General features: G+C 59.4%; 19 protein-coding genes. 17 read left to right on the top strand and 2 right to left on the bottom strand.

From position 1 onward, the window contains the following. Positions 1 to 13: 13 nt before the first annotated feature. The 7 genes from ACXHXG_RS26825 to ACXHXG_RS26855 all read left to right on the top strand — a co-directional run bounded on the left by ACXHXG_RS26825 (position 14) and on the right by ACXHXG_RS26855 (position 7,531). The gene (locus tag ACXHXG_RS26825; protein ID WP_457901306.1) at positions 14 to 1,033 is read left to right on the top strand and encodes a dihydroxyacetone kinase subunit DhaK; all 1,020 of its coding nucleotides are present in this window, start codon (positions 14 to 16) and stop codon (positions 1,031 to 1,033) included. After that, positions 1,030 to 1,674: a dihydroxyacetone kinase subunit DhaL gene (gene dhaL, locus ACXHXG_RS26830; RefSeq protein ID WP_457901307.1), complete on the top strand. Its 645-nt coding sequence runs from the start codon at positions 1,030 to 1,032 to the stop codon at positions 1,672 to 1,674. Before ACXHXG_RS26825 ends, dhaL begins: the two co-directional genes overlap by 4 nt. An 84-nt stretch (positions 1,675 to 1,758) precedes the next feature. Next, entirely contained in the window at positions 1,759 to 3,012 is a 1,254-nt protein-coding gene (locus ACXHXG_RS26835; protein WP_260304220.1) for an ABC transporter substrate-binding protein, read from the top strand. 95 nt (positions 3,013 to 3,107) lie between these two features. Beyond that, positions 3,108 to 4,007: a carbohydrate ABC transporter permease gene (locus tag ACXHXG_RS26840; protein ID WP_120708270.1), complete on the top strand. Its 900-nt coding sequence runs from the start codon at positions 3,108 to 3,110 to the stop codon at positions 4,005 to 4,007. Further along, complete coding sequence (locus ACXHXG_RS26845) at positions 4,004 to 4,891, top strand: carbohydrate ABC transporter permease (RefSeq protein ID WP_104827252.1); 888 nt, start codon at positions 4,004 to 4,006, stop codon at positions 4,889 to 4,891. Before ACXHXG_RS26840 ends, ACXHXG_RS26845 begins: the two co-directional genes overlap by 4 nt. 38 nt (positions 4,892 to 4,929) lie before the next feature. Then, positions 4,930 to 6,444, top strand: coding sequence for a DUF5060 domain-containing protein (locus ACXHXG_RS26850; protein WP_457901308.1), 1,515 nt, complete (start codon positions 4,930 to 4,932; stop codon positions 6,442 to 6,444). Between the two features lie 22 nt (positions 6,445 to 6,466). Then, entirely contained in the window at positions 6,467 to 7,531 is a 1,065-nt protein-coding gene (locus tag ACXHXG_RS26855) for an ABC transporter ATP-binding protein (RefSeq protein WP_457901309.1), read from the top strand. Between the two features lie 12 nt (positions 7,532 to 7,543). On the opposite strand, the gene ACXHXG_RS26860 is transcribed toward ACXHXG_RS26855, so the two are convergent. Further along, positions 7,544 to 7,906: a hypothetical protein gene (locus ACXHXG_RS26860; protein ID WP_457901310.1), complete on the bottom strand. Its 363-nt coding sequence runs from the start codon at positions 7,904 to 7,906 to the stop codon at positions 7,544 to 7,546. A 225-nt stretch (positions 7,907 to 8,131) separates the two neighbouring features. Here ACXHXG_RS26860 and ACXHXG_RS26865 point away from each other — a divergent pair, with 225 nt between their 5' ends. The 3 genes from ACXHXG_RS26865 to ACXHXG_RS26875 all read left to right on the top strand — a co-directional run bounded on the left by ACXHXG_RS26865 (position 8,132) and on the right by ACXHXG_RS26875 (position 10,402). Next, positions 8,132 to 8,524: a hypothetical protein gene (locus ACXHXG_RS26865; RefSeq protein ID WP_283051793.1), complete on the top strand. Its 393-nt coding sequence runs from the start codon at positions 8,132 to 8,134 to the stop codon at positions 8,522 to 8,524. A 139-nt stretch (positions 8,525 to 8,663) separates the two neighbouring features. Beyond that, positions 8,664 to 9,644 (top strand): mannonate dehydratase, encoded by a 981-nt coding sequence (locus tag ACXHXG_RS26870; RefSeq protein ID WP_457901311.1) that lies wholly within the window; start codon positions 8,664 to 8,666, stop codon positions 9,642 to 9,644. Between the two features lie 83 nt (positions 9,645 to 9,727). Next, entirely contained in the window at positions 9,728 to 10,402 is a 675-nt protein-coding gene (locus ACXHXG_RS26875) for an HAD family hydrolase (RefSeq protein ID WP_457901312.1), read from the top strand. Positions 10,403 to 10,421: 19 nt separating this feature from the next. Here the strand turns inward: ACXHXG_RS26875 and ACXHXG_RS26880 are convergent, their stop codons facing one another. Beyond that, entirely contained in the window at positions 10,422 to 11,444 is a 1,023-nt protein-coding gene (locus ACXHXG_RS26880; protein WP_457901313.1) for a LacI family DNA-binding transcriptional regulator, read from the bottom strand. A 94-nt stretch (positions 11,445 to 11,538) separates the two neighbouring features. On the opposite strand from ACXHXG_RS26880, the gene ACXHXG_RS26885 reads away from it, so the two are divergent. The 7 genes from ACXHXG_RS26885 to ACXHXG_RS26915 all read left to right on the top strand — a co-directional run bounded on the left by ACXHXG_RS26885 (position 11,539) and on the right by ACXHXG_RS26915 (position 25,984). After that, entirely contained in the window at positions 11,539 to 12,732 is a 1,194-nt protein-coding gene (locus ACXHXG_RS26885) for a phytanoyl-CoA dioxygenase family protein (RefSeq protein ID WP_457901314.1), read from the top strand. A 92-nt stretch (positions 12,733 to 12,824) separates the two neighbouring features. Beyond that, complete coding sequence (locus ACXHXG_RS26890; RefSeq protein ID WP_283051803.1) at positions 12,825 to 13,646, top strand: SDR family oxidoreductase; 822 nt, start codon at positions 12,825 to 12,827, stop codon at positions 13,644 to 13,646. A 155-nt stretch (positions 13,647 to 13,801) separates the two neighbouring features. Continuing rightward, positions 13,802 to 14,629: a nickel-binding protein gene (locus tag ACXHXG_RS26895; RefSeq protein ID WP_104827262.1), complete on the top strand. Its 828-nt coding sequence runs from the start codon at positions 13,802 to 13,804 to the stop codon at positions 14,627 to 14,629. A 260-nt stretch (positions 14,630 to 14,889) separates the two neighbouring features. Next, entirely contained in the window at positions 14,890 to 18,120 is a 3,231-nt protein-coding gene (locus ACXHXG_RS26900) for a maltotransferase domain-containing protein (RefSeq protein ID WP_457901315.1), read from the top strand. Beyond that, the gene (gene treS / locus ACXHXG_RS26905) at positions 18,121 to 21,399 is read left to right on the top strand and encodes a maltose alpha-D-glucosyltransferase (protein ID WP_457901316.1); all 3,279 of its coding nucleotides are present in this window, start codon (positions 18,121 to 18,123) and stop codon (positions 21,397 to 21,399) included. Beyond that, positions 21,399 to 23,606, top strand: coding sequence for a 1,4-alpha-glucan branching protein GlgB (gene glgB / locus ACXHXG_RS26910; protein WP_457901317.1), 2,208 nt, complete (start codon positions 21,399 to 21,401; stop codon positions 23,604 to 23,606). Before treS ends, glgB begins: the two co-directional genes overlap by 1 nt. 206 nt (positions 23,607 to 23,812) lie before the next feature. Beyond that, a complete protein-coding gene (locus ACXHXG_RS26915; protein ID WP_457901318.1) occupies positions 23,813 to 25,984 on the top strand; it encodes a CHASE2 domain-containing protein in 2,172 nt (723 codons plus the stop codon). Positions 25,985 to 25,990 lie beyond the last annotated feature (6 nt).

Consider the following 25,990-nt stretch of genomic DNA (forward strand, 5'->3'; position numbering starts at 1 on the left):
CGGGAGGACTGACGTGAAGACAAAGAAGCTTATCAATGACGGCGCAGCCGCCGTGGACGAGATGCTGGCAGGCATTCTGGCGGCTCATCCCCGCCACGTGCGCGCCCTCGAAGGATCGCCGCGGTCACTCGTCGCCATCGAGGGGCCGCGGCCCGGCAAGGTCGGCATGGTCGTCGGCGGCGGCTCGGGGCACGAGCCGACCTTCCTGGGTTATGTCGGCAAAGGGCTTGCCGATGCGGCAGCAATCGGAAATGTCTTTGCCTCTCCGCCACCGGATCCGATCATCGAATGCGCCAAGGCGGTCAATGGCGGCGCCGGCGTCCTGTTCTTATATGGTAATTATGCCGGCGATGTCATGAATTTCGATATGGCGGCCGAAATGCTCGCCATGGATGACATCGAGGTCCGCACCGTGCTGACGACGGACGACGTCGCCTCCGCTCCCGTCGACCAACGGGACCGCCGGCGCGGCGTCGCCGGCAATGTTTTTGTCTTCAAGGCCGCCGGCGCTGCCTGCGATCTGATGTACAGCCTGGACGAAGTGGAGCGGATCGCGCGATGGGCGAACGACCGCACCTTCACGATCGGCGTTGCGCTATCGCCCTGCTCGCTGCCTCAGACGCTCAAGCCGAATTTTCAGCTTGGCGAGGATGAGATGGAAATCGGCATGGGCATTCATGGCGAGCCGGGCGTTGCCCGCGGTCCGCTCAAGCCGGCCGATCAGGTGACCGCCGAACTGCTCGATAAAATCCTCGGTGAGATGAAGCCCGTACGGGGCGACCGGGTGGCCGTGCTTGTCAACTCGCTCGGCTCGACGCCGCTGATGGAACTCTACATCATGATGCGGAAGGTCAAGATGACGCTCGATGCTGCTGGCATAGAGATCCACTTGTCGCTGGTTGGGAACTACTGCACGTCGCTGGAGATGGCTGGTGCCTCGATCACGTTGATGCATTTGGACGATGAACTGCAACGACTGATCGATCATCCCTGTGATTGTGCGATGTTCCGTTCTGGTGAAGTGCTCCGATGACAAAGACAATCACCGTTGACGATCTGAAGTCCCTTCTGAATATCACAGCGGAGGCGATGACCCGCGAAAAAGACCGTTTATGCGAGCTCGACGGCGTCATCGGCGATGCCGATCACGGTATAGCCATGGAGCTCGGTTTTTCGGGGGCCGCGAAGGCCGTTGTGCCACTGGATTCGGCAACGGCCGATCCGACACTCGTCTTCAACACGGCGGCAAAGGCTTTCCTGAACGCCGTCGGCGCTTCATCCGGCCCGCTCTATGCCACCGCCTTGATGCGTGCGGGCGCCGCGGTAAAGGGCAAACCGTCGCTGACGGATGACGACATGGTGGATGCCTTCGTTGCGCTTGCCAAAGGGATCCAGGACCGGGGCAAGGCCGAGGTGGGGGAGAAAACCATGGTCGACGCCTGGGCGCCCGCCGCCATCGCCTGCCGGGCGGCACGCGACAAAGGACTATCGCTGGCGGATTGTCTCTCGGAAGCTCTGATTGCCGCTGAAGCCGGGACGGAAGCAACGAAGCATATGGTGGCCACAAAGGGGCGTTCTTCCAGGCTTGGCGAGCGCGCCTTGGGCCATATCGATCCGGGAGCAGCCTCGGCAACGGTCATCATCTCTTGCTTCAAAGGGTTCTTCTTACCTTAATGATGATGACCTCATCATACCAGTTGACATGTGCCTGTTGATTTGCCAAAACCGCCCTCAGCATTGTTCAGAGGAGGACGGGAAATGCGCATCAACTCCAAATATGCAAGACGATTTGGCGCGATGGCGATTGCTGCGGCGGCCTTTGCGGCGACGAGTGTCCAGGCGCAGGACCTGACACTGTGGACGCTCAATTTCGACAACGGCGCAGCAAACGGTGCCCTCAAGAAGGTGGCGGCGGATTTCGAGGCCGCCAATCCAGGCACCCATATCGAAATCGTCCAGCGCGGCGTCGACGAACACAAGACAGCGCTTCGCGTGGCAGCAGGCTCCAGCAAGGGACCCGATATCTATTTTAGCTGGGCCGGGCTTGGCCTTGGCGGCGAATATGTGAAGGCCGGCCTCTCGCTGCCGCTCGACAAGTACTATACCCAGTACAAGTGGAACGACGAGCTGCTACCGTCCGCCGCCGCCTTTGCCGATCTTTATCCGGGCGGCAAGCATGGCGTGCCCTTCACCTTCAAGGGCGAAGCGATCTATTACAACAAGAAGCTCTTCCAGAAGGCCGGCATCACCGAGGAGCCGAAGACCTATGAGGAACTGCTGGCGGCGGCCGACAAGCTCAAGGCGGCTGGAATTCCGGCCTTCACCTTCGGCGGCTCGGTCAACTGGCACGTCATGCGTCTGATGGACGTGCTGCTCGAAACCAAATGCGGGGCCGACAAACACGACGCGCTGATGGCCATGAAGGCCGACTGGACCAAAGAACCCTGCGCCACCGATGCCTTCACCGAATTTGCCAAGTGGACCAAGGACTACACGCTGAAACCCTTCATGGGCATCAGCAACCAGCAGTCCTACACACTGTTCGTCGCCGGCCGTGCCGCGATGATGCTTGAAGGCGACTGGCTGGTCAGCCAGTTGAGCGGCAGCAAGGTCAACCTCGACGATTACGGCGTTGTGCCGTTCCCGACGAACACCAACCGCCTCTATGGCTTTGCCGAATACAATTACATCAGCACCAAGAGCAAGGATCCGGATCTCGCCGCCAAGTTCCTCGACTACTTCCTGTCGACCAAGGTGCAGCAGGATCTCGTCGGGCAGATCAGCTCGATCTCGGTCAACAAGAATGTCCAGTACACCAACCAGAAGCCGCTCGAGGCGAAATGGCTGGATATCTTCAAGACCTACAGCAAGGTCTACATGAATGGCGACCAGGCATTCCCGCTTGATGTCACCACCGAATACTTCCGGGTAATCAACGACGTCGCTGCCGGCAATATCCAGCCGGCCGATGCTGCCAAGCAGTTGCAGACCTTCATCGCGGGTCGCACGTGATCCCTCGAGGGAGGCCGCCACTCCGATTGCCAATCGCAGCGGACGGCTTCCCTCATTTTATGCCCACGCGTCAGTTGCCGCCGGGAGCAATCAGAATGTCATTCCGCAACCGAACACATGACCCGCGCGTCCAGGCAGCGATCCTGCTCGCCCCGGCCATGCTGATCTACGCGATTTTCGCGCTTTATCCGATGCTGAACGTGGTGGTGTTGAGCTTTCAGAAATGGAATGGCCTCGATCCCCAACGCCCATTCGTCGGCCTGGCGAATTATCAATATATCTTCACGCAGGATCCCGTTTTCTGGGTCGCCTTCCGCAACACGGTGATCTGGACGATTATGTGCGTGATTTTCCCGCCCATGATCGGCCTGCTACTGGCACTGAGCCTCAATCAGAAGCTTTTCGCCCGCAATACCTTCCGCGCCATCTTCTATCTGCCGGTCATTATCGCCCCGATCGCGGTCGCGACCATGTGGAAGTGGATGTACGATCCCTTCTTCGGCCTTTTCACCGAGATCCTGACGTCTATGGGGCTGCAGGACTGGATTCAGGACTGGCTCGGCAATAAGGACATCGCCCTCTATTCGGTCTTCGTGGCCTATCTCTGGCAATCCGTCGGCTTCTCCATGGTTCTGTTTCTCGCGGGTCTGCAGAATGTTTCGCAGACGCTGGTCGAAGCCGCACGCATCGATGGCGCCGGGCGCTGGAACATCTTCCGATACGTCACCCTGCCCGCGCTACGCACCACGCTGACAATCGTTCTGGTGCTATCGGTCATCTCGTCTCTGAAGGCCTTTGACATCGTCTACGGCCTGACAGGCGGCGGGCCGGCGCAATCAACCCAGATGCTGGCGCTCTGGGCCTTCACGCAGGCCATGCAGATCTTCGATTTCGGCCGCGGTGCTGCGATCTCCGTTGTCCTGCTGCTCATCACCATCGCCATCGTCATTCCCTACCTGCGATGGACGCAGAAGCATGAGGAGGCCGAACAATGACGGCAGCATCGGCATCATCCATGTCGGATGGCTTCGAGACCATCATTCCGGCAAAGCGCAAGCGGGATCCCGTCCTGATCGGCTTATGGATCGCGCTGCTCCTCGTCGCCGCGATCTGGCTTGCGCCCTTCGTCTTCATTGTCTTCACGTCGCTCAAAACGCAGGCTGATGTGACGACGACGGGCGCCTTCGTGCCACCCCTCAATCCGGCTTTCGAGAATTATTCGAGCGCCTGGGGTCGCGGCAATTTTGCCAACGCCTTCCTGAACAGCACTATCATTACCGTCATCAAAGTGCCGCTCGGGCTCATCCTTTCAGCGATGGCGGCCTATGCGCTCGCCAAGATCCGGCTGAGGTTCAGCAAGATACTGCTGCTTCTCGTCGTCTTCGGCACCATGATCCCCTTCCAGGTCATGCTGGCGCCGCTCTTCACGCTGGTCAACTCTCTTGGCCTGATCGACACTTATCCCGGCGTGATCCTGCCCTACATCGCCTTTGGCGTCCCCTATCAGGTCTTCATCCTGCACGGTTTCTTCAAAGGCATTCCCAAGGAGCTGTCCGAAGCCGCTCTGATCGATGGTGCAAGCCATTTCACCATCTTCCGCCGGATATTCCTGCCGGTTTGCCTGCCGGTACTCGCCGCGTTGCTCATCCTTGATTTCGTTTCGACCTGGAACGAGTTCGCCATGGCGCTCGTGCTCCTGCAGGATCAGCACATGTGGACGCTGCCGCTCGGGCTCATGTCCTTCCAGGGGCAGTTTTCAAACGACTACGGCCAGCTCAATGCCGCGATCGTCATGACTGTGCTGCCGGCAACGCTCGTCTACCTCATCTTTCAGCGATATTTCGTCTCCGGCCTCACCTCCGGCGCCGTCAAGGGCTGATCGATCACCTAATCGGCAAGTCTTTCGAGGAGAATATAATGTCCAGTGCAACCGTCGAAAAATGGGGTGTCTTCGAGGCCGCTTTCAACGGTCCTTCGGGCGGCAATCCCTATCTCGACGCAGCATTCGATGCCGTGTTCAGCCAGAACAGCCGCGAAATCCGCGTGCCCGGTTTCTATGACGGCGACGGCGTCTATCGCGTCCGCTTCATGCCCGACAACGAAGGTGAATGGTCCTTCAGGACGCGTTCGAAGACCCCGGAACTCGACGGCAAGACCGGCTCGCTAACCGCCACCAAACCCTCGCAGGGCAATCACGGCCCAGTGCGCGTGCGTAACAAATTTCATTTCGCCTATGCCGACGGCAAGCCGTTCCTTTCGTTCGGGACGACCTGCTATGCCTGGACACATCAGCCGCTGGAGATGCAGGCCCAGACACTCGATACGCTGAAGAAAGCACGCTTCAACAAGATCCGCATGGGCGTGTTTCCGAAGGACTATCCCTATAACGTCAACGAACCTCTCCATCCCTGCTTCGAAAAGGGCGCCGACGGCAAGGAAGACTTCGATCGGCCGAACCCCGTCCTGTTCCGGCATTTCGAAAGGCAGGTAGCCGCACTATGCGAACTCGGCATCGAGGCCGACATTATCATGTTTCACCCCTACGACCGCTGGGGTTATGCCGACATGTCGGCCGAACAGGATTTCCGCTATGTCGCCTATCTCGCGGCGCGGCTTGCCGCCTATCGGAATGTCTGGTGGGCGCTCGCCAATGAATATGACTTCCTTCTCGACACCAAGCCGATGGTGCAGTGGGATCGTTATTTCCACATCCTCGAAGAGAACGACCCCTACGGCCATCTGAAGTCCATCCATAATGGCGAACCGACGATGAACTTCGATCATCGCAAGCCCTGGGTGACCCACACCTGCATCCAGAACTGGGATGTGAAGCGCACGCAGGAATGGCGCGACGCCTACGGCAAGCCGGTCGTCAATGACGAGCCTGAATATGAAGGCAACATCATCCAATCCTGGGGCAATCTGACGCCGCAGGAACTGGTGCATCGTTTCTGGATCACGGTGACGCGCGGCGGCTATGCCGGCCACGGCGAAACCTACTCGCATCCGCAAGACCTCATCTGGTGGGCGAAAGGCGGCGAACTGCGTGGTGAGGCATGGAAGCGCATCGGCTTCCTGCGCGACCTGCTGGAGCAGGATGTCGTCAACGGGCTCGATCCGCTCGGCGCCAGTGGTGAATGGCCCTGGACGCGCGTCTCAGGCGCCGAAGATGGCGATCTCCGTTATGTCTATCTTGGCGAGCACCAGCCCGTCGTCTGGTCCACCGGCCTGCCCAAGGACGGCACCGACTACGATGTCGACATCATCGACACCTGGGAGATGACGATCACCCCCGCAAAGAAAGTGGAAGCCCCGATCCCGCATCCCACCCGGCACGGCGCAATCGTGCGCGGCGGCAAGGCGGATGCAGCCTTTGGCGTCGAGCTGCCGGGTAAGCCATACCAGGCCCTTCGCATCCGCAAGAAAAACTGATCGGGTCTACAGGAGGAATTTCATGTCCGGATTGAGCATCAAAAGCGTCAGGAAATCCTATGGAGCGGTGGATATCATCCATGGCGTCGATGTCGATATATCGGACGGCGAATTCGTCATTCTCGTCGGGCCATCGGGCTGCGGCAAGTCAACCCTTCTCCGGATGATTGCCGGGCTGGAGGAAATCACCGGCGGCGAAATCTCGATCGGCGGCCGCGTGGTCAACAACCTGCCGCCCAAGGACCGCGACATCGCGATGGTCTTCCAGAACTATGCGCTTTATCCGCAGATGACAGTTGCCCAGAACATGGGCTTTGCGCTGGAACTGGCCGGCGCAAAGCGGACGGAGATCGACCGAAAAGTCGGCGAGGCGGCGCAGATCCTCGGGCTTCAGCCCCTGCTCGGCCGCAAGCCCGCCCAACTTTCCGGCGGCCAGCGCCAACGCGTCGCCATGGGACGCGCCATCGTACGCGATCCGAAAGTGTTCCTCTTTGACGAACCGCTATCCAACCTCGATGCCAAATTGCGCGTCAAGATGCGTGCCGAAATCAAGGCGTTGCATCAGCGGCTGAAGACGACGATCGTCTATGTCACGCACGACCAGATCGAAGCGATGACGATGGCCGATAAGATCGTCGTGCTGCAGGGTGGGAAAGTCGAGCAGATCGGAACGCCGCTCGAGCTTTACGACCGGCCAAGAAATGTCTTCGTCGCGGGCTTCCTTGGATCCCCCGCAATGAATTTCCTGGAAGGCAGGCTGACGGGCGGCTCGAATCCGAGGCTTACGCTCCCGAGCGGCACCGCAATCGAGCTCCTGGCGGCTCCGGCCCAGGCCGGCGGCCGCGATGTCATCGTCGGCATTCGCCCCGAAGACATATCCTTTGCGACGGATGGCGGAGTGCCGGCCAAGGTCACCGTCGTCGAGCCGACCGGCTCGGAAACCCATGTCGCCCTCGATCTGGAAGGGCGCGAACTGACATGGGTCATGCGCGAGCGCGCGGAATTGGTGCCGGACCAGACGGTGAAACTCTCCCTCAAATCGCCGAGCATCCACTTCTTCGACAAGCAGACCCAACAGCGCTTGTAGAAACTTGCGCTGTCATCGCGTCGATCGCCGTTCGGCGTCGCTCATGACCGTCAGGACACGTTTTACGAAGGCGGCGCCGTCGAACTGCTTCGGGGCGCCTTCAGTGGAATGATCCGGCCGCTCGAATATGAACGCCTCGACATTGACCACCGGCAGGCGCAAGCGGTTGCGCACCCGTCCGATCATAGCTGTATGCGTCACGACAACCTGGCAGCCCTTCGTTTCGAATTCCGCATCCATGCCGGACGCCGGAACGGCGGCAACCGTCAGCCCGCGCGCGGACAGGACCGAGCCGATGCGCGTGGCGACCTGCTGATTGTCGAGGCAGATCAGCACATCCGCCCGACCATGCTGTGAAGGAGAATCCAAAAGCATCTCGTGACCTCTCATTCAAATTCGGGTCAAACATAGAGCTTTTCGATGTAAAGCAGTGTTGTATCTTGTTTCATTTTGTTGCAGCGGCGTGGCTCATCCTTTGAGCCCGCGCCCAAGGGGCTTGACCGCCGCAAACTAAAAGAATTTGCCGTAATACAATGCAACACATGCGGCCGGCGAAAGCTGGTTTCCTTGGCCTGCCTGATTCGAGCAGGGAGGCAGGATATGAAACAGATCCGCTATGCCAGGTGGAGCAATCCAGGACGATTTTTGAATGGATTGAGCGCCTTAAAGCGCTTTCTTGGCAAGCAGCAACGTGTCTACCTTTGCGCCGCCTGTCTGTGCTGCAATCTCATGTTCTGCACTATCGGGGCGAGCCCGCGCCAGTTCATCATATTCAACATTCTCGTGCTTCTGGCTTCCGGCGCCAAAACCCTGGAGGCTGCGCCGCTTGAGGCCGAGACCTGCTCCATCGCAACCGACAATCGATCTCGGCCTGCCCGCGACTGGAGACCTGTATTGAGCTTTTCAGCTCAACTAATCGTCGCCTGCTATGCGGCAACGGTGCTTGTCGACAATCTTGCCGCAAGCCCGACAGTGCTCAGTACGATCCACTAAGGAAGCTGAATTCGTCTCCCAATGCCGCTTGAAGTCTTTGCCTGCTCCAGCCGCGGCGGATTGCCGCGAACGCGATTTGATGGGAGGAATTTGCCTTCCCGCTGCTTAGCATTGGCGAGATTCGAGGAGAGGATTTCACATGTATGTCGGTACGCAGTTTCAGGCTCGGGACGATGATGACTACCGGGTCATGGCACAGTTGGGCGTCAGGCACGTCAATGCCGATCCCGATGGCAATCCGCACGACTGGACGCTTGATATTCTCAAGGCCCTTCGTGACCGTATCGAGAGCTTCGGCCTCATTCTCGATATGATCCAGCTCCCGATGAGCTCGAACGTGATCGAACGGCAATACAGCCCGGACATTTTGACGGCCGGACCGAACCGTGACCGCCAAATCGATTCCATCTGCCGCCTGATCGAGAATGCCGCCGCAGTCGGCATTCCCTCGGTCAAATACAATCTCAATATCATCGGGATCCCTCGTACGGAGATGGAAACCGGCCGCGGCGGATCGAGAAACGAGGCCTTTCGCTGGGAAAAGGCCGATCACGATGCGCCGCCTTCGATCGCCGGCATCCTCAGCGAGGAGGAGAATTGGGAGCGCATCGATTATTTCCTGTCACGCGTCGTTCCGGTCGCCGAAGCCTGCAAAGTGCGTCTTGCCTGCCATCCGCACGATCCCTATACGCCGCCGGGCTATCGCGGGGTCACACGCGTTCTCGGCAGCGTCGAAGGCCTGAAGAAGTTCGTTCAGATGCATGAGAGCCCCTACCATGGGCTGAATTTCTGCCAGGGCACGGTCGGCGAAATGCTCGACAATCCGGCCGAGGAAATCTTCGACGTCATCCGCTGGTTCGGAGAGCGGGGCAAGCTCTTCAACGTCCACTTTCGCAACATCCGCGGCCGCAAGCTCTCCTTCATGGAGACCTTTCCGGAGGAAGGCGACATGGATATGTGGCGATCGCTCAAAACCTACGCCGAGGTCGGCTACCAATATATGATCATGCCGGATCATGTGCCGCGCCTCTCCGGGCGCGATCCGGAAAACACCGCCTTTGCTTTTACCTATGGCTACATTGCCGCCATGCTGCAGGTGCTGGAGAGCGATAAGCGGTAGTTGCCCATAGCCGCGGAAGGCTTTTCCGCCAGTTTCCATTGATGCCTTTCGCTCCTCCCCTAGATCTGGGGCAGGAGAGTTCCATGCGCATTGAACATGCCTTTCTATTCGATCTTGACGGCACGCTGGTGGACAGCGTCTATCAGCACGTGCTGGCGTGGAAAGAAGCCTTGGATGCCGAAGGTATCGAGCTCTCGATATGGCGCATCCATCGAAAAATCGGAATGAGCGGCGGATTGTTCACCAATCAGTTGCTCCGCGAAACCGGCATCGAGATAACCGACGAGAAAAATGAGCGGTTGCGGCAACTTCATGCCGATGCCTATCACCGTCTCGGCACCCAGATACGGCCTCTTCCCGGCGCAAGCGAGCTCCTTCGATGGCTTTCGGACGCCGGAATTCCGTTCGCGATCGCCACAAGCGGCCGCATGGAGACGGCAGCGGTCAATACTGCCGCATTGGGGATCGACCCGACGGCATTCCCGATCATCACCCGGGACAAGGTCAAATACGCCGAGCCCGACCCGGACCTGTTTATTGCCGCAGCAGAAGCCCTCGGGGTTGCGATAGAAAATTCTATTGTCGTAGGAGACGCCATCTGGGACATGCTTGCGGCGACGCGTTGCAAGGCGCTCGGGGTCGGGCTGCTGAGCGGCGGCTATGGCCGCGAAGAACTCAAGGATGCCGGGGCGATCCGCGTCTATGAAGATCCGGCCGACCTTCTCTATCACATCGATGAAGTGGGAGGGCGACGCTGAGCGGGAAAACGCCGACGCGTCAGTTGCCCGCAGGCATATTGTAGGGCGTGATAATTTCCACCGCCGACAGCACAGCCGGCGCCACGCGCTCTTTCACCACACCGCTCATAATTGCTCGAAATGCCGAACGCGCATCTGTCCGCAGGTCGTGATGCAATACAAAATCGATTTTACCCGCGGCAAGTAGAGCCCGATTGTCGGCATCGAGATCATGCGCGACAAAAATGCGGATGTTCCTTCCGGCCTCCTCGAAGGCGGCGAGTACGGCCCTGTTTCCGCCGCCAATGGAATAGACCGCATTGATCGTCGCATCCGCCGCGATGGCGCGGGCGGCAAGCATCCCAGTGGCAGCGTCGGCGCCGTGACCTTCGCTTATTTCGGCAACACCGATCTGCGGATAACGCTCGCGAAGGACGCGGCGAAAGCCGATCTCCCGCTCCTCCTCGCCACGGAAGCGGCCGCTCGACAGCGTTACAAGCACCCGGGCGGCGGCCCCAGCGAAGTAATTCCCGACAAGATAGGCCGCCGTCTCGCCGGCGGCACGGTTGTCGGCGCCGGCGTAAACCGCGCGCGAAGAATTTGGCAGGTCCGTCACCAGCGTAACGACGGTGATGCCGGTTTTGGCCGCACGCTCGACCGCAGCCGCAATCTCGGGAATGTCAGGAGCTTTCAGCACAATCCCGTGGGTGCCTCGCAGCCGGATTCGATCGAGCAGTTGCACCATTTCAAGCGGCTTCATGACTTCCGCAAAATGAAAACGGCAGCGGAAGACTGTCGGCAGAAAGGTTGCGACCTCTGCTTCGAAGGCGGCGCGCACGGCATCGGAAAAACGCATCGGTGTCTCCATGACGATGTCGATCGCCAGCGTCCGCCCGCTGACCGCAACACTTGCGTGCTGCTTTTCCAGCTCGGCAATTGCCGCCTTCACCCGCATCTCTGTCTGCCGGCGCACGCCTGCCCGTCCGTTCAGCACCCGGTCGACGGTGGCGGTGCTGAGTCCGGCTTGAAAAGCAATGTCCTTGACGAGAAATGGATGTGACACGCGTTTCATTCTGATGGTTTTTTGATGGATTTGTGATCTATAACACACCGGCATCTGCCGTATAGTGCCTCCATCAGGGATGGAGGAACATCTGATGAAAACCGACAATCTTCAGAAGCAGCGCGCCGACCGCGTCTGGCTGACCGAGGACGCCTGTGACCTCGACGATTTTCGCGCGCTGGCTGAGAAGACCACCGCGCTTTCAGACTATCCGACCGCCGATCACGTCGAGAAAAACGTCCTGATCTACGACAGCCGCAAGGTTCTGGCTGACATTGCCGATCCTCAAGGCCGTCGCGCCGTGCTCGCTGAAATCTGCGAGGCCTTCGGCGAAGGTCCAGGCGTTGTCGTCTTCAAGCGCGCTTATGAGGATCTCTCCGTCATCGATCGCGCCAGCACGATTTTCGACGACATCATCAAGGAACAGCATCGCACGGCCACCGGCGGCGGAGACCACTTCGCCAAGCCCGGCGCCAATGACCGCATCTGGAATTCGCTGGAAAAACATTGCCTCGCCGATCCCGCCAACTTCGCGGAATATTACGGCAATGCCATTGTCGCCATCGCCAGCGAAGCTTGGCTCGGACCAAACTACCAGATGACGGCGCAGGTCAATCGCGTCAACCCCGGCGGCGAGGCGCAGTCCGCTCACCGCGATTACCACCTCGGTTTCCAGACATCGAAGGTGATCGAGCAGTTTCCGGCCCATGTGCACAGGCTCTCACCTGTTCTGACCTTGCAGGGCGCGGTTGCCCATTGCGATATGCCGCTCGAAAGCGGACCGACGCTTTTCCTGCCGCACAGCCAGACCTATGTGCCCGGCTATCTCGCGCTGAAGCGCCAGGAGTTCCGCGATTATTTCGATCGCAACCATGTTCAGCTTCCGCTCGAAAAGGGCGATGTCGTCTTCTTCAACCCTGCCCTCTTCCACGCGGCCGGCAACAACCGCTCGGCCGATATCAAGCGCGTGGCTAACCTTTTGCAGGTTTCCTCTGCCTTCGGCCGCGCCATGGAAACGGTCAATCGCGAACGCATGAGCGCACGCCTGTTTCCGGCGCTGAAGGAACTGAAATCGGCAGGCAAGCTCTCCGCGGCGGAAGTGTCGAATGCCATTGCCGCCTGTGCCGAAGGCTATTCCTTCCCCACCAATCTAGACCGCGACCCGCCCATCGGCGGCCTCGCGCCGAAGACGCAGGCGCAATTGATGCATGAGGCGCTGGAAGGGAACTGGAGCGGCGAGGCCTTCAGCCAAGCACTTGCCGAACAGGCGGACAAGAAGCTGACCTGACAGGACCGAAGACGCGTCCAACAAGATGAGGCCTCTCGCATCCGCGAGGGGCTTTCCGCATATCGTAATAGACCATTTCCGGGAGGAACCACATGAGCACAGACCACAGCCGTCTCGACGGCAAGATCGCTATCGTCACCGGCGGCACACAGGGGCTCGGCGCCACCATCGCCCGTCTCTTTGCCGATCGCGGCGCCAAGGGCATCGTCATCTGCGGCCGCAACGAGGTGAAAGGCAAGGCCAAGGCCGAGGAGATCTCGGCTGCAACAGGCGCAAAGGTCGTCTATGTCAAAGCCGATCTTGGCAATGTCGAAGAGGCACGTAACGTCGTGCATGTCTGCGACCAGACCTTCGGTCGCGTCGACGCGCTGGTCAACGCCGCCGCCATCACCGATCGCGGCACCATTCTGGACACCAGTCCCGAGCTTTTCGATGCCATGTTCGCCGTCAATGTCCGGGCGCCATTCTTCCTGATGCAGGAAGCCGTCAAGGTTATGCGGCGCGAGAAGATCGAAGGCACGATCGTCAATATCGGCTCGATGTCCGCCAAGGCCGGCCAGCCTTTCATCGTCGCCTATTGCGCCTCCAAGGGCGCGCTGGAAACCCTGACGAAAAACACCGCTTACGCGCTGCTGCGCAACCGTATCCGCGTCAACGGCCTCAACATCGGCTGGATGGCCTCTGAAGGCGAAGACCGGATCCAGAAAGAATATCACGATGCGCCCGCCGACTGGCTGGAAAAGGCAGCGGCGAGCCAGCCCTTCGGCCGTCTGGTCGACCCACAAGAGGTGGCCCGCGCCTGCGCCTACCTTTCGTCGGCCGAATCCGGCCTCATGACCGGTTCGGTCATCTGTTTCGATCAATCGGTCTGGGGCGCTTACGACGGATCGCCGCATCCGGTAGCAGCCCTCTGATAAATCGCCAAACGATCGGCGCGCAGGAATGCGCGCCGTGCCGCGGCGACCGCTCCATCAGATCCTTTCCGTCCGTCACCTGTAAGGATGATATGGGCCACGACAAAGCTTTAGGGTAAACTAATATACATGGGGAGATTCCAGCGGGGCACAGAATGGCTATCTTCATGGACCGGCATGATCTTGCGGGGGTCACAGCGGCCGATATCGCCGAAGCGCATCGTAAGGACCTCGACATTCAAGATCAGTATGGGGTTAAGTTCCTCACCTACTGGTTCGACGAGCGGCGCGGAACTGCATTTTGCCTGATGGACGCGCCCGATATGGAAACGGCTCAATGCGTGCACCGCGAGGCACATGGCTTTATCGCCGCAGAAGTTGTCGAAGTCGCGCTGTCGGCGGTCGAGGCATTTCTCGGCCGAATTCACGATCCCGAGCCGGCGTCAGGACAGTCCTCAGTCGCAATGGATGCTGCCCACCGGGCAATTCTCTTCACCGATATCGTCGGCTCGACCGAAATGACATCACGTCTCGGCGACCGCATGGCGACCGAGTTGGTGAGGGCTCATGACGCCATTGTTCGCAGATGCCTTGCCCGTTCTTCAGGCCGCGAGGTGAAACATACCGGCGATGGCATCATGGCGACGTTCGTCTCAACGACCGCAGCCGTCGATTGCGCAATAGCGATCCAGCAGGAATTCGAGCTTTACAATCAGGGCAACCTTGAGCCGCTTCATATACGCATCGGATTGGATTGTGGCGAGCCCGTCGAGGACAGCAATGACTTGTTCGGCTCGACCGTTCAACTTGCTGCGCGATTGTGCGCCTCGGCCTCTGCAGACCAGATCCTCGTGTCGGAAAGCATTTTTCGGGAGTACGGCACCGCCGATTTCTTCGCACATGCGGCCCACCGGCGGCTGAAGGGTTTTTTAAAGCCTGTCCTGGTCTTCCAATGTGACTGGTGCAAAGCCGCCCTCCAATGAACGAATTCTCGTGACCGTGCGGGACCCTCGGTATCGAGCATTTTTTCGCCTTTGAGTGGCGCTTTCCTTACCGCAGCAAGGAATTCGGTAACTGCTTATAGACGCGGGAAAATCTGGCACGACGTTCTGAAGAGGCATCATGCTGCTTCAAGGGAGAACATGTCGGCGAGCCAATCTGGCGGCATAAAAAAGGGAACAAAGCGGCGGCGGCGAAAGTTGTCATGTCGAACTCTCATGTCGAACCAACGTGAGCAGCGGCGATGACATCAACTGCGAACGAGGGGTTGCCGAGCACTCCACCCCAGATTTACTACGTCAATCCCCTGCTTCTCAGAGGGATCGATGCCTGGCGCGAAGTCTTCAACCACGCAAAGAACATCGGCTTCGATACAGTTCTGACCGCACCTCTTTTCGAGCGGGGCGGCGACAGCGTGTTCGCGCCACGGAATTTCGAAAATCTCGATCCCGAATTCTCGCTTGGAACATCTCTCGTCGATGGTTTGAGAGCTTTGACGCTGGCGGCCAGAGAGCGCGGCATGGCGCTCATGATGGACCTCGTGCTCGACAGGAAGGCGCGCGACGCATCCGAGGATACGCGCCCGCTCGATCCGAGGCTCTCGCCATTGGACGCGCGCAGCTCGCTTGTCACCCTCGCCGCAGAAGATCAGCAATCGCAGCTATTGGCGGAGTGGACAAAACGGCTGCAGGCGCTGACCCAGCTTGGAATATCGGGTTATCGCTGCCTTGGCACCGATCGGGTGCCCCCGGAGCTATGGCGATCCTTGATCGCGGCGGTCCGGGAGAAGGCGCCGAATGTGCAATTCTTTGCCTGGACGCCCGGTACCGCCTTCGAGGCGCGAGCTGGATTGGACGGTGCAGGCTTCAATGGCTGCTTTTCATCGATGGCCTGGTGGGACTTCGACGAAAGGTGGTTCATCGAGGAACATCGCGTCCAGCAGCCGCTTGGCTGGCAAATCGCTTTTCCAGAGCCGCCCTTTGCCAAACGTATGGCCCACGGCACGGAAAGCCGGGAAATACGCGAGCGCCGGTCCATAAGGGCGTTGCGGCTTGCCACGTCGTTGGGCGGCGGGCTCATGGTCCCAATGGGATTCGAATATGGCGCCGCGCTGCCGCTCGATCCCACCCATGGAGACGGATCGGGATTGCGAGGTCTTCGCCATGACCTGACCTTCGATATCTCCTCCGAGATTCGCGCCGCCAACACGCAAATCGGCACGAACGGCGCGAGATTTCATTCGTCGCTTTCTCTCATCCGCAGCGCAAAAAGCCCGGTATTGGCTCTCCTTCATTCAAACGAAGAAGATCTGCGGAACGCCGACCGTATACAGATCATCCTCCTCAACCGGGACCTTCGGCAAAGTGCGCCTGCGCCTTTGATGGCGCTGCGGGAAGCGGCGTCTGGCTTTCTCCCCTTCTCGAATGGGGTTGATGCGACCTTTCGCCTGCGCGCGGGAGAAATCATCACGTTCGAGGCGACCGCATCGACGCCCATCACGATCGCCCCAACGCTCGACATTGCACAGGCAACCGCTTCGCCGCGCCTGGCAATCGAAAACATCATGCCGCGGGTCGATGATGGACGATTTCCAGTCAAGCGGGTTGTCGGCGACATCGTTTCCGTCGAAGCTGACATCTTCGCCGACGGACATGATCCGATCGCCGCGGCTCTGATGTGGCGCTCCATGGATGCGAGCGCATGGAGCGAGGCGGAAATGCGGCTGGTCGAGAACGATCGCTGGCGCGCCGAATTCCCGCTGGAACGAGTCGGCCGGTATGAATTTGCAGTCGAAGCCTGGAGGAGCCTGTTTGCGATCTTTCGCTATGAGCTAGCGAAGAAGAACGAGGCACGGCTCGATCTCAAGCTCGAGATTCAGGAAGGAATGAACCTCATTCGTGCAGCGCTTGCGGAGGCGCAAGGCACCCTTCGAGCCGAGCTGCAGGCCCTGTTTCAGAAACTGGAATTCTCCTCCCAGGCGGAGCGGACCTCAATTCTGCTCAATGCGCATACGTCCGATCTGATGGCGCGAGCCGACAAGCGGCCATTCCGGGTTCGCTCGGAGGCTAGCGCAGTCGATGCCGAGCGGAAGTGCGCGGCATATGCAAGCTGGTACCAAATCTTCCCGCGGTCGCAGAGCGGCGATCCAGACAGGCATGGCACCTTCGATGACGTTATCGCCAGACTGCCCGCCATTCGCGACATGGGCTTTGATGTGCTCTATTTCCCGCCGATCCATCCGATCGGTTCGACCAACCGGAAGGGCCGCAACAACAGCCTGCAGGCGGCCCCCGACGACCCTGGAAGCCCCTATGCCATCGGCTCTGCCGATGGCGGCCACGATTCCATCCATCCGGAACTCGGCAGTTTCGAGGATTTTCGTCGCCTGATCAAAGCGGTCGAGCATCATGGCCTCGAGATTGCGCTCGATCTCGCCATCCAGACATCGCCCGATCACCCGTGGCTGAAGCAGCATCCGGGCTGGTTTGACTGGCGGCCGGATGGAACGATCCGTTACGCCGAGAACCCGCCGAAAAAATACGAGGACATCGTCAACGTCGATTTTTACACGAAGGATTCGGTGCCCGGGCTATGGCTCGAGCTGCTGCGGGTCGTCCAGTTGTGGGTGGATCAGGGCGTAAAATTGTTTCGGGTCGACAATCCCCACACCAAACCGTTTCCTTTCTGGGAATGGCTGATCGACGATATCAGGGCGCGTCATCCGGATGTGGTTTTCCTCTCGGAAGCGTTCACCAAGCCGAAAGTCATGTACCGGCTCGCAAAGCTCGGCTTTTCCCAATCCTACACATACTTCACCTGGCGCAATTCCAAATGGGAACTCGAGCAATATATGCGGGAGCTCACCCAGACAACCGCGAAGGATTTTTTCCGCCCGCATTTCTTCGTCAACACCCATGATATCAATCCGGATTTTCTGCAGGATGCCCCTCGCCCGGCCTTCCTGATCCGCGCCGCGCTCGCGGCAACCCTTTCAGGTCTTTGGGGTGTCTATAACGGCTTTGAACTTTGCGAGGGACGTCCCGACGCCAAGCGGAAGGAATATGCCGACAGCGAAAAATATGAGATCCGCGCCTGGGATCATGATCGGCCCGGAAACATCATCGCCGAAATCCGGATGCTCAACCGGATCAGAAGCGAAAACAGCGCATTGCATTCGCATCTGGGGCTAACGCTTCTCAACGCACCCAACGAAAACATTCTCTTTTTCGAAAAAGCGAACCCTGCCCGCGACAACGTCCTGCTCGTCGCCATCAGCCTTGATCCCGATCATCCGCAGGAGAGCGAGATCGACATACCGCTCTGGCACTGGTCACTCGGGGATGGCGGCACGTTGGACGCCGAGGATCTCATCGGCGGCGGTCGCTTCAGTTGGACCGGCAAACGGCAGAGGATCAGGCTTGATCCACAAAGCCTGCCCTTCGCGATCTGGCGCGTCCGGTCAAGGGAGGCATGAATGGATACGATGCAGCGCGACAGAGAACGCGATCCGCTCTGGTACAAGGATGCGATGATCTATCAGCTCCATATCAAATCGTTCTACGATGGCAATAATGATGGCGTCGGCGATTTTGCGGGGCTGCATCAAAAGCTCGACCATATCGCGGCGCTTGGAATCAACGCCATTTGGCTGCTGCCCTTCTTCCCCTCGCCGCGCCGCGACGACGGTTATGACATTGCCGATTACGGCAACGTCAGTCCGGATTACGGGACGATGGAGGATTTTCGCGCCTTCGTGGACGCCGCCCATCAGCGCAATATCCACGTCATCATCGAACTCGTGATCAATCACACCTCGGATCAGCACCCCTGGTTCCAGCGTGCCCGCCAAGCGCCGGCTGGGTCGCCCGAACGCGATTTTTATCTTTGGTCGGATACCGATCAGAGGTTTTCAGAAACCCGCATCATTTTCGTCGATACCGAAAAATCCAACTGGACCTGGGATCCGGTCGCCGGCGCCTATTATTGGCATCGGTTCTACTCGCACCAGCCGGATCTGAACTTCGACAATCCCCTGGTGATGGAAGAATTGCTGAAAGTGATGCGCTTTTGGCTGGAAACGGGCATCGACGGTTTTCGCCTGGATGCGATCCCCTACCTCGTCGAGCGGGAAGGCACGATCAACGAGAACCTGCCCGAAACCCACGCGATTCTGAAGCGGATACGCGCGGCGTTGGATTCGACCCATCCCGGCGTGATGCTGCTGGCGGAGGCGAACCAATGGCCGGAAGATACGCGCGAATATTTCGGCGACGGCGACGAATGCCATATGGCGTTTCACTTCCCGCTGATGCCGCGCATGTACATGGCGATCGCCAAGGAAGACCGTTTTCCGATCACCGATATCCTGCGCCAGACGCCAGAAATTCCGGACATCTGCCAATGGGCGATATTCCTGCGCAATCACGATGAGCTGACGCTCGAAATGGTCACCGACGCCGAGCGCGATTATCTCTGGGAAACTTATGCCTCCGATAAGCGCGCGCGCATCAATCTCGGCATCCGCCGGCGCCTTGCGCCGCTGATGGAGCGCGACCGCCGGCGCATCGAACTCATGAACGCGCTTCTCCTATCCATGCCAGGAACGCCGGTGATTTATTACGGCGACGAAATCGGCATGGGCGATAATATCTATTTGGGCGACAGGGACGGCGTCAGGACCCCGATGCAGTGGTCTTTCGACCGCAACGCCGGGTTTTCGCGTGCGGACCCCGCGCGCCTCGTTTTGCCGCCGATTGCCGATCCACTCTATGGATTTGAAGCCGTCAACGTCGAGGCGCAAAGCACGGATGCCCATTCGCTTCTCAACTGGATGCGCAGGATGCTGGCGCTGCGTGGCAAACATCCGGCATTCGGACGCGGCTCGCTGCGTTTCCTCTCGCCGGACAACCGTAAGATTCTTGCCTATCTTCGCGAATTCGAAGACGAAACCATTCTCTGCGTTGCCAATCTTTCCCGGCTGCCGCAGGCCGTGGAACTCGACCTGTCGCAATTCGAGGCGCGCGTGCCGATAGAATTGACGGGCATGTCGCCATTTCCGCCCATTGGCCAATTGACCTACCTGTTGACGCTACCGCCCTACGGCTTCTTCTGGTTCCAGTTGGTCGCCGATGCGGATGGGCCCGCCTGGCGGACAGCCCCTCCCGAGCAGCTCCCCGACCTGTTGACGATGGTCATCCGCCGGAACCTGCTGGAATTGGTGGACGAGCCCAGGCATGCGAACATCCTGAATTCCGAGATCCTGCCGGCCTATCTTGCCAAGCGTCGCTGGTTTGGGGCGAAAGACCAGACGCTGCAGGCGGCCCGGCTGATTTCTGCGACACCAATTCCGTTTGCCGAAGGTGTCGTGCTCGGTGAATTGGAGGCGACGCTTCCGGATCACATGGAATCGTACCAGCTTCCGCTTGCCGTGGCGTGGGATGACACACAGCCCCCCATACTCGCCCAGCAGCTCGCGCTGGGCAGGCTCCGCCAGGGCCGGCGCGTCGGCTTCCTGACGGACGGGTTTGCCGTGGATGCGATGGCGCGCGGGATCGTGCGTGGCCTTTGCGAACGGTCCCACACCACCGGCCGCACGGGAACCATAGAGTTCATCGGTACCGATCAGCTCGATCATCTTGAAATGACCGCTGACATGCCGATCCATTGGCTCTCGGCAGAGCAGTCGAATAGTTCGCTGATCATCGGCGACCTGGTCATCATCAAACTGATCCGGCATATCTTTCCCGGCATGCATCCGGAAGTCGAGATGACGCGCTTTCTGACCCGGGCCGGCTATGACCACACTGCCCCCTTCCTGGGCGAGGTTGCGCATACGGATTCCGGCGGACGCCGATCCACTCTCCTCATCGTCCAGGGCGCGATCCGAAACCAGGGCGACGCCTGGAACTGGATGCTGAGCAATCTTCGTCGCGCCGCCGACGAATTCGCCTTGAGCGATCCGGCCGCTCAGCCGCGCGACGATTTTTTCCAGTCGCTGACGAACTTCGTCGGCATGGTCGGTCAGCGGCTCGGCGAGTTGCATGTGGTTCTCGCCCAAAGTACCGAGGAGGAGGCTTTCAAACCGGTCACTGCGGCCGATGCCGAGGTCGCATTGCTGAAGAAAGCAATCACCGGCGAAGTCTCCTATGCCCTATCGAAGCTTGCGGAACTGGATGAGACCGCCGATCCGGATATCGATGCGCTGGCGAGGCCGCTTCTGAAGCGCCAGGCATCGATTATCGACCTCGCCGATATGCTGGCCGAAAGCGTCCGCGGCACGCTCATGACACGCGTGCATGGCGACTTTCATCTCGGCCAGATCCTCGTCAGCGAAGGCGATGCGGTGATCATTGATTTCGAAGGCGAGCCCGCGAGGAACCTTGCCGAGCGCCGGGCCAAGACAAGTCCCTTGCGGGATGTGGCCGGACTGTTGCGGTCGCTGAGTTATCTCGCCGCGACCGCCGACCTCGACAATGATGCGGTCATCGAGCACGAGAACGAGCGTCGGCGGAAGGCCATCGCGCGTTTCGCCGGGAATGCGGAACGGGCTTTTCTGCATGCCTATTTCGAAGCAATTTCGGCGTCGGCTGCACTGTCCATGCCGCCCCAACAGCGGCGCAGGATTCTCGACGCCTTTCTTCTGGAAAAGGCTGCTTATGAAGTCGCCTACGAGGCACGGAACCGACCGAAATGGCTGCCCATTCCGTTGGCAGGACTTTCGGGCATCCTGTCCAATCTTATGGAGGCTCGCTAGTGGATATCGAACGCTCCGATCTTCTCGCCGACATCGGACACGACGCGATTGCGGCGCTGATGCAAGGACGCCATGGCGATCCGTTTGCCATCCTTGGAATCCATAAGCACGGCATATTCACGATCGTGCGTATCTTCATGCCCGGCGCCGATGGGGTGGATATCATCGACACGGCGAGCGGCCATGTCCTGACGGCCTGCCAGCTTGTTCACCCCACTGGATTGTTTGCCGCCGCCATTGCTTCAAAAATGGACTATTGCCTTCGGATCAAGTGGCCGGACGCGGTTCAAACGACTGAGGATCCCTACAGCTTCGGGCCTCTGCTCGGCGAACTCGATCTCCATCTGATTTCCGAGGGAACCCATTACAATCTGAGCCGGACCCTCGGCGCCATCGCCATGGAGATCGACGGCATTGCCGGCGTTCGCTTTGCAGTATGGGCACCGAATGCACAACGGGTTTCGGTTGTTGGAGATTTCAATTCCTGGGACGGCCGGCGCAATCCAATGCGCCTGCGGGCGCCCGCGGGCGTTTGGGAAATCTTCATTCCCCGGCTGACGCCCGGCGAGCGCTATAAGTTCGAGATTATCGATGCAAACGGCACCCGCCTTCCACAGAAAGCCGATCCGGTGGCGCGGGCGAGCGAAGCTGCTCCTTCCACCGCCTCCATCGTCGCCTCCTCAAGGCCGTTCCGCTGGAGCGATGACAAATGGATCCATTCCCGACGATCGAGAAATGGCCTGGAAGGGGCCGTCTCGGTCTACGAAGTGCATGTGGGTTCCTGGCTTCGAAATCTTCAGGACGGCAACAGGTCTTTCGATTGGATCGAACTCAGCCAGCGGCTCGTCCCCTATGCGCATGACATGGGGTTTACCCACATAGAGTTGCTTCCCATCATGGAGTATCCGTTCGGCGGCTCCTGGGGCTACCAGCCTCTGGGCCTTTTCGCCCCGACAGGACGCTACGGCACACCGGAAGACTTTGCTTATTTTGTCGATCGGTGCCATGGAGCAGGCCTGGGTGTGATCTTGGACTGGGTGCCCGCGCACTTTCCGACCGATGTCTGGGGCCTCGCCCGCTTCGACGGCAGCGCCTTATACGAACACGAGGATCCCCGGGAAGGTTTCCACGGCGATTGGAACACGCTGATTTACAATCTCGGCCGCAATGAGGTGAAAGGCTTCCTGATCGCCAGCGCCTTGGAGTGGCTGGAGCGCTACCATGTGGACGGCCTGAGGGTGGATGCGGTGGCATCGATGCTCTACCGCGACTACAGCCGCAACGAAGGCGAATGGATACCCAATCAATATGGCGGACGGGAGAATCTGGAAGCGGTCGAATTCCTCAAGCACCTCAACAGCATCATTCATCAACGATGCCCCCACGCAGTCATGATCGCCGAGGAATCCACGGCATGGCCCGGGGTGACAAAGCCACCGGAGCAAGGCGGCCTGGGCTTTGACATCAAATGGAATATGGGCTGGATGCATGACAGCCTTACTTATATGTCGAAGGATCCCGTCTACCGCCGCCATCATCATGACATCATGACCTTCGGCATGATCTATGCCTATTCCGAACGCTTCATGCTGCCGCTCTCCCACGATGAAGTGGTCCACGGAAAGGGCTCGCTTCTGACGAAAATGCCGGGCGATACCTGGCAGAAATTCGCCAATCTTCGGGCCTATCTCGCTTTCATGTGGGGCTATCCGGGCAAGAAGCTTCTTTTCATGGGCGGGGAAATTGCCCAGCGGGGCGAGTGGCAACACGATCAATCCGTGACCTGGGATGTCCTCGACCAGCCGCGACACGCCTGCTTGCAACGTCTGGTAAGAGATCTGAATGGCCTTTATGGCAGGGAGGAAGCCCTGCAGTTCGGCGACCTTGATCCACAAGGATTCGAATGGGCGGTGGTCGACGACGCGGCCAATTCCGTTTTCGCGATGTTGCGGTTTCCGAAAGACCGCTCCTATTCGATCCTTGTTGTGTCGAATTTTACGCCCGTTCCGCGCGACAACTATCGCATCGGCGTTCCGACCGAAGGGATATGGATCGAGGAGTTCAATAGCGATGCACATGAATATGGTGGCACCGGCTTGGTGAACGGGGCGCTGCCGGCGGCCTTGTCTTCGCTGAGCGGGCGCCCCGCCTCGCTATCTCTTCGGCTGCCGCCACTCTCGACCATCTTCATCAAAAGCCCTAGATGATTGCGAGGGCGGCCACCGAGCCAGCCTCATGCTAGCTGACTGCGCAAAAATCCTGTTCGGTATTCCTCAGATACTTTGATCATTGCATCGCCCCCAGGAACAAGGCAGCATATTCTTCCTCGGCGCAGCAGCGGATCAATAGATTTTTGTATTTCTCTGAATTGCTACTTATTGCCGGGACGTGGGGCAAAGGGACTGACACCGTAATGGTGACGCGCGCGCAGCAAATTGGCGTCGTTATCGGCCTGGCGATCGTCACAGCGCTGACGACCCTGCGGGCAAGCGATCCTCAATTGCTACGGCTCGCCCGCGATTTGACATTCGACCAGTATCAGCGCCTGGTGCCCCGGACCTTCGAGAACCAGCCTGTCCGGGTCATCGACATAGACGAAGCGTCCCTACGCGAATTCGGTCAATGGCCTTGGCCGAGAAACCGGATTGCTGCCCTTGTGGACAAGCTTTCCGATATGGGCGCGTCCGCCATCGCTTTCGATGTCCTTTTCGCCGAGCCCGACCGCCTGTCTCCTCGCAATGTCGTTCGCGACGTCTCCGGTATCGACCCCTCGCTGCTGGGCAAACTCCCGGATAATGATGAGATTTTTTCCCAATCGCTATCCGGAAAGCCCGTGGTGCTGGGCTTTGGTCTCTCCAACGAGGGGAACTATCTGCCGCCGGTCAAGGCAGGCTTTGCCTATACGGGCGAAAGCCCCTTCGGTGCGCCGCCCGCCATCAAGGCGGCGACGCCGCTGCAGCCGCAATTGGAAGCCAATGCCGCGGGCCTCGGTCATATCAGCCTCAATCCCGGCGCATCATCGGCGGTGGTGCGCGCAGTTCCGCTTTTCCTCAGCGACGGCAAACAGCTTTACCCCAATCTTGCGCTTGAAGCGCTCCGTGTCGCACAGGGAGCCTCCACCTACGTCCTCGACGCAGCACCCAACACGCCGAATACGCTGACCCGGGTCAAAATCGGCAACTTCGTGGTGCCGGTCACGGCAGCGGGAGAGCTCTGGCTCTATGTCAGCCCCGACACCGCGGAACGGTATATTTCGGCAGCTAAGGTACTCGCGCCCGAAGCCCCCTCCCCCGATATCAGAAGCGCGGTAGAAGGCAGTATCGTTTTCATCGGAACCTCCGCTTCCGGCCTCCAGGATGTCCGCACGACGGCCCTTGGTGAAAACGTGCCGGGTGTCTCCATTCATGCGCAAATCGTAGAGCAGATCCTTTCAGGTCGTTTCCTTTCCCGGCCGGATTGGGCGGATGGGATGGAAATCCTGTCGATTGCCGTCTTGGGCAGCCTTCTGGTGATCCTCACCACCTTCGTCAATCCGGCGGTCGCACTTGGCTGCGGCCTGCTGATTACCTTTTTTGCCCTTGTCGCCTCCTGGCTTGCCTTCCTCTACGGCGGACTTCTCTTCGACCCGCTGGCACCGATCGTCGCCGGATCGATCACGCATTTCGCCGCGACGGCATTTCGCTTTCTCGTGACCGACCGGGAACGACGTGACGTGCGGCGGGCTTTCGGCCACTATCTCTCGCCGTCGCTGCTCTATCGCATCGAACATACGCGCAATGCCCTGCGCCTTGGAGGAGATGAGCGCGAGCTGACCGTCATGTTCGTCGATGTGCGAAACTTCACCCAGATCAGCGAGGAGATGACCCCGACCGCCCTCGTCGCATTCCTGAACACGCTGCTCGACGCGCTGAGCCACCATGTCATCGCCAACGACGGCACGCTCGACAAGTTCATCGGGGATTCGATCATGGCTTTCTGGAACGCTCCCGTCGATGTCTCCGACCATGCCGGCAAGGCCGTGCAGGCGGCACTGGGCATGCGGGAAACACTCGCTCGCCTCAATAACAGCGACGCATTCGGTTTCGGGGACGAACGGCGGGTCAGGATAGGGATCGGCATCCATACCGGGCTTGCCTGCGTCGGCAACATGGGTGCCGAGACGCGCTTCAATTACTCCGCAGTCGGCGATGCCGTGAACATTGCCGCGCGCATCGAATCCGCCTGCAAGGACATCAATTTCGACATTCTGGTATCCGAGCCGACAGCGAGCTTGCTGTCCGATTGCGCTCTGCTCGAGGCGGGAGCGCTGACCCTGAAAGGTAAGAGCATGCGGACTAAACTCTTTGCGGTGGTCGGCGATGCGCGCCTGGCAAGATCGGCCGATTTTGTGGAACTTTGGGCCATGCACAGGCGGCTTGTCGCTGCCCTGCGAACACGCTCGACGAGCAGCCGCAAACTCGTCAGCGCCACAAAGCTCAAGGCGCAGGTCGTGGCGACAGGGCTATTGCAGGAATTTTACGGCCAGATTTCGCGCCGAGCCGGACACTTCATCGACGAAACTGCAGACAAGGCGGCCGACCTCTAGCCGAAT

This window comes from Rhizobium sp. LEGMi-198b (assembly GCF_054114205.1).

What these genes read in the sequence shown, in the direction of transcription:
- dhaL (WP_457901307.1), top strand. Translation starts at nt 1,030, where the DNA reads ATGACAAAGACAATCACCGTTGACGATCTGAAGTCCCTTCTGAATATC.
- ACXHXG_RS26835 (WP_260304220.1), top strand. Translation starts at nt 1,759, where the DNA reads ATGCGCATCAACTCCAAATATGCAAGACGATTTGGCGCGATGGCGATT.
- ACXHXG_RS26840 (WP_120708270.1), top strand. Translation starts at nt 3,108, where the DNA reads ATGTCATTCCGCAACCGAACACATGACCCGCGCGTCCAGGCAGCGATC.
- ACXHXG_RS26845 (WP_104827252.1), top strand. Translation starts at nt 4,004, where the DNA reads ATGACGGCAGCATCGGCATCATCCATGTCGGATGGCTTCGAGACCATC.
- ACXHXG_RS26850 (WP_457901308.1), top strand. Translation starts at nt 4,930, where the DNA reads ATGTCCAGTGCAACCGTCGAAAAATGGGGTGTCTTCGAGGCCGCTTTC.
- ACXHXG_RS26855 (WP_457901309.1), top strand. Translation starts at nt 6,467, where the DNA reads ATGTCCGGATTGAGCATCAAAAGCGTCAGGAAATCCTATGGAGCGGTG.
- ACXHXG_RS26860 (WP_457901310.1), bottom strand. Translation starts at nt 7,906, where the DNA reads ATGCTTTTGGATTCTCCTTCACAGCATGGTCGGGCGGATGTGCTGATC.
- ACXHXG_RS26865 (WP_283051793.1), top strand. Translation starts at nt 8,132, where the DNA reads ATGAAACAGATCCGCTATGCCAGGTGGAGCAATCCAGGACGATTTTTG.
- ACXHXG_RS26870 (WP_457901311.1), top strand. Translation starts at nt 8,664, where the DNA reads ATGTATGTCGGTACGCAGTTTCAGGCTCGGGACGATGATGACTACCGG.
- ACXHXG_RS26875 (WP_457901312.1), top strand. Translation starts at nt 9,728, where the DNA reads ATGCGCATTGAACATGCCTTTCTATTCGATCTTGACGGCACGCTGGTG.
- ACXHXG_RS26885 (WP_457901314.1), top strand. Translation starts at nt 11,539, where the DNA reads ATGAAAACCGACAATCTTCAGAAGCAGCGCGCCGACCGCGTCTGGCTG.
- ACXHXG_RS26890 (WP_283051803.1), top strand. Translation starts at nt 12,825, where the DNA reads ATGAGCACAGACCACAGCCGTCTCGACGGCAAGATCGCTATCGTCACC.
- ACXHXG_RS26895 (WP_104827262.1), top strand. Translation starts at nt 13,802, where the DNA reads ATGGCTATCTTCATGGACCGGCATGATCTTGCGGGGGTCACAGCGGCC.
- ACXHXG_RS26900 (WP_457901315.1), top strand. Translation starts at nt 14,890, where the DNA reads ATGACATCAACTGCGAACGAGGGGTTGCCGAGCACTCCACCCCAGATT.
- treS (WP_457901316.1), top strand. Translation starts at nt 18,121, where the DNA reads ATGGATACGATGCAGCGCGACAGAGAACGCGATCCGCTCTGGTACAAG.
- ACXHXG_RS26915 (WP_457901318.1), top strand. Translation starts at nt 23,813, where the DNA reads ATGGTGACGCGCGCGCAGCAAATTGGCGTCGTTATCGGCCTGGCGATC.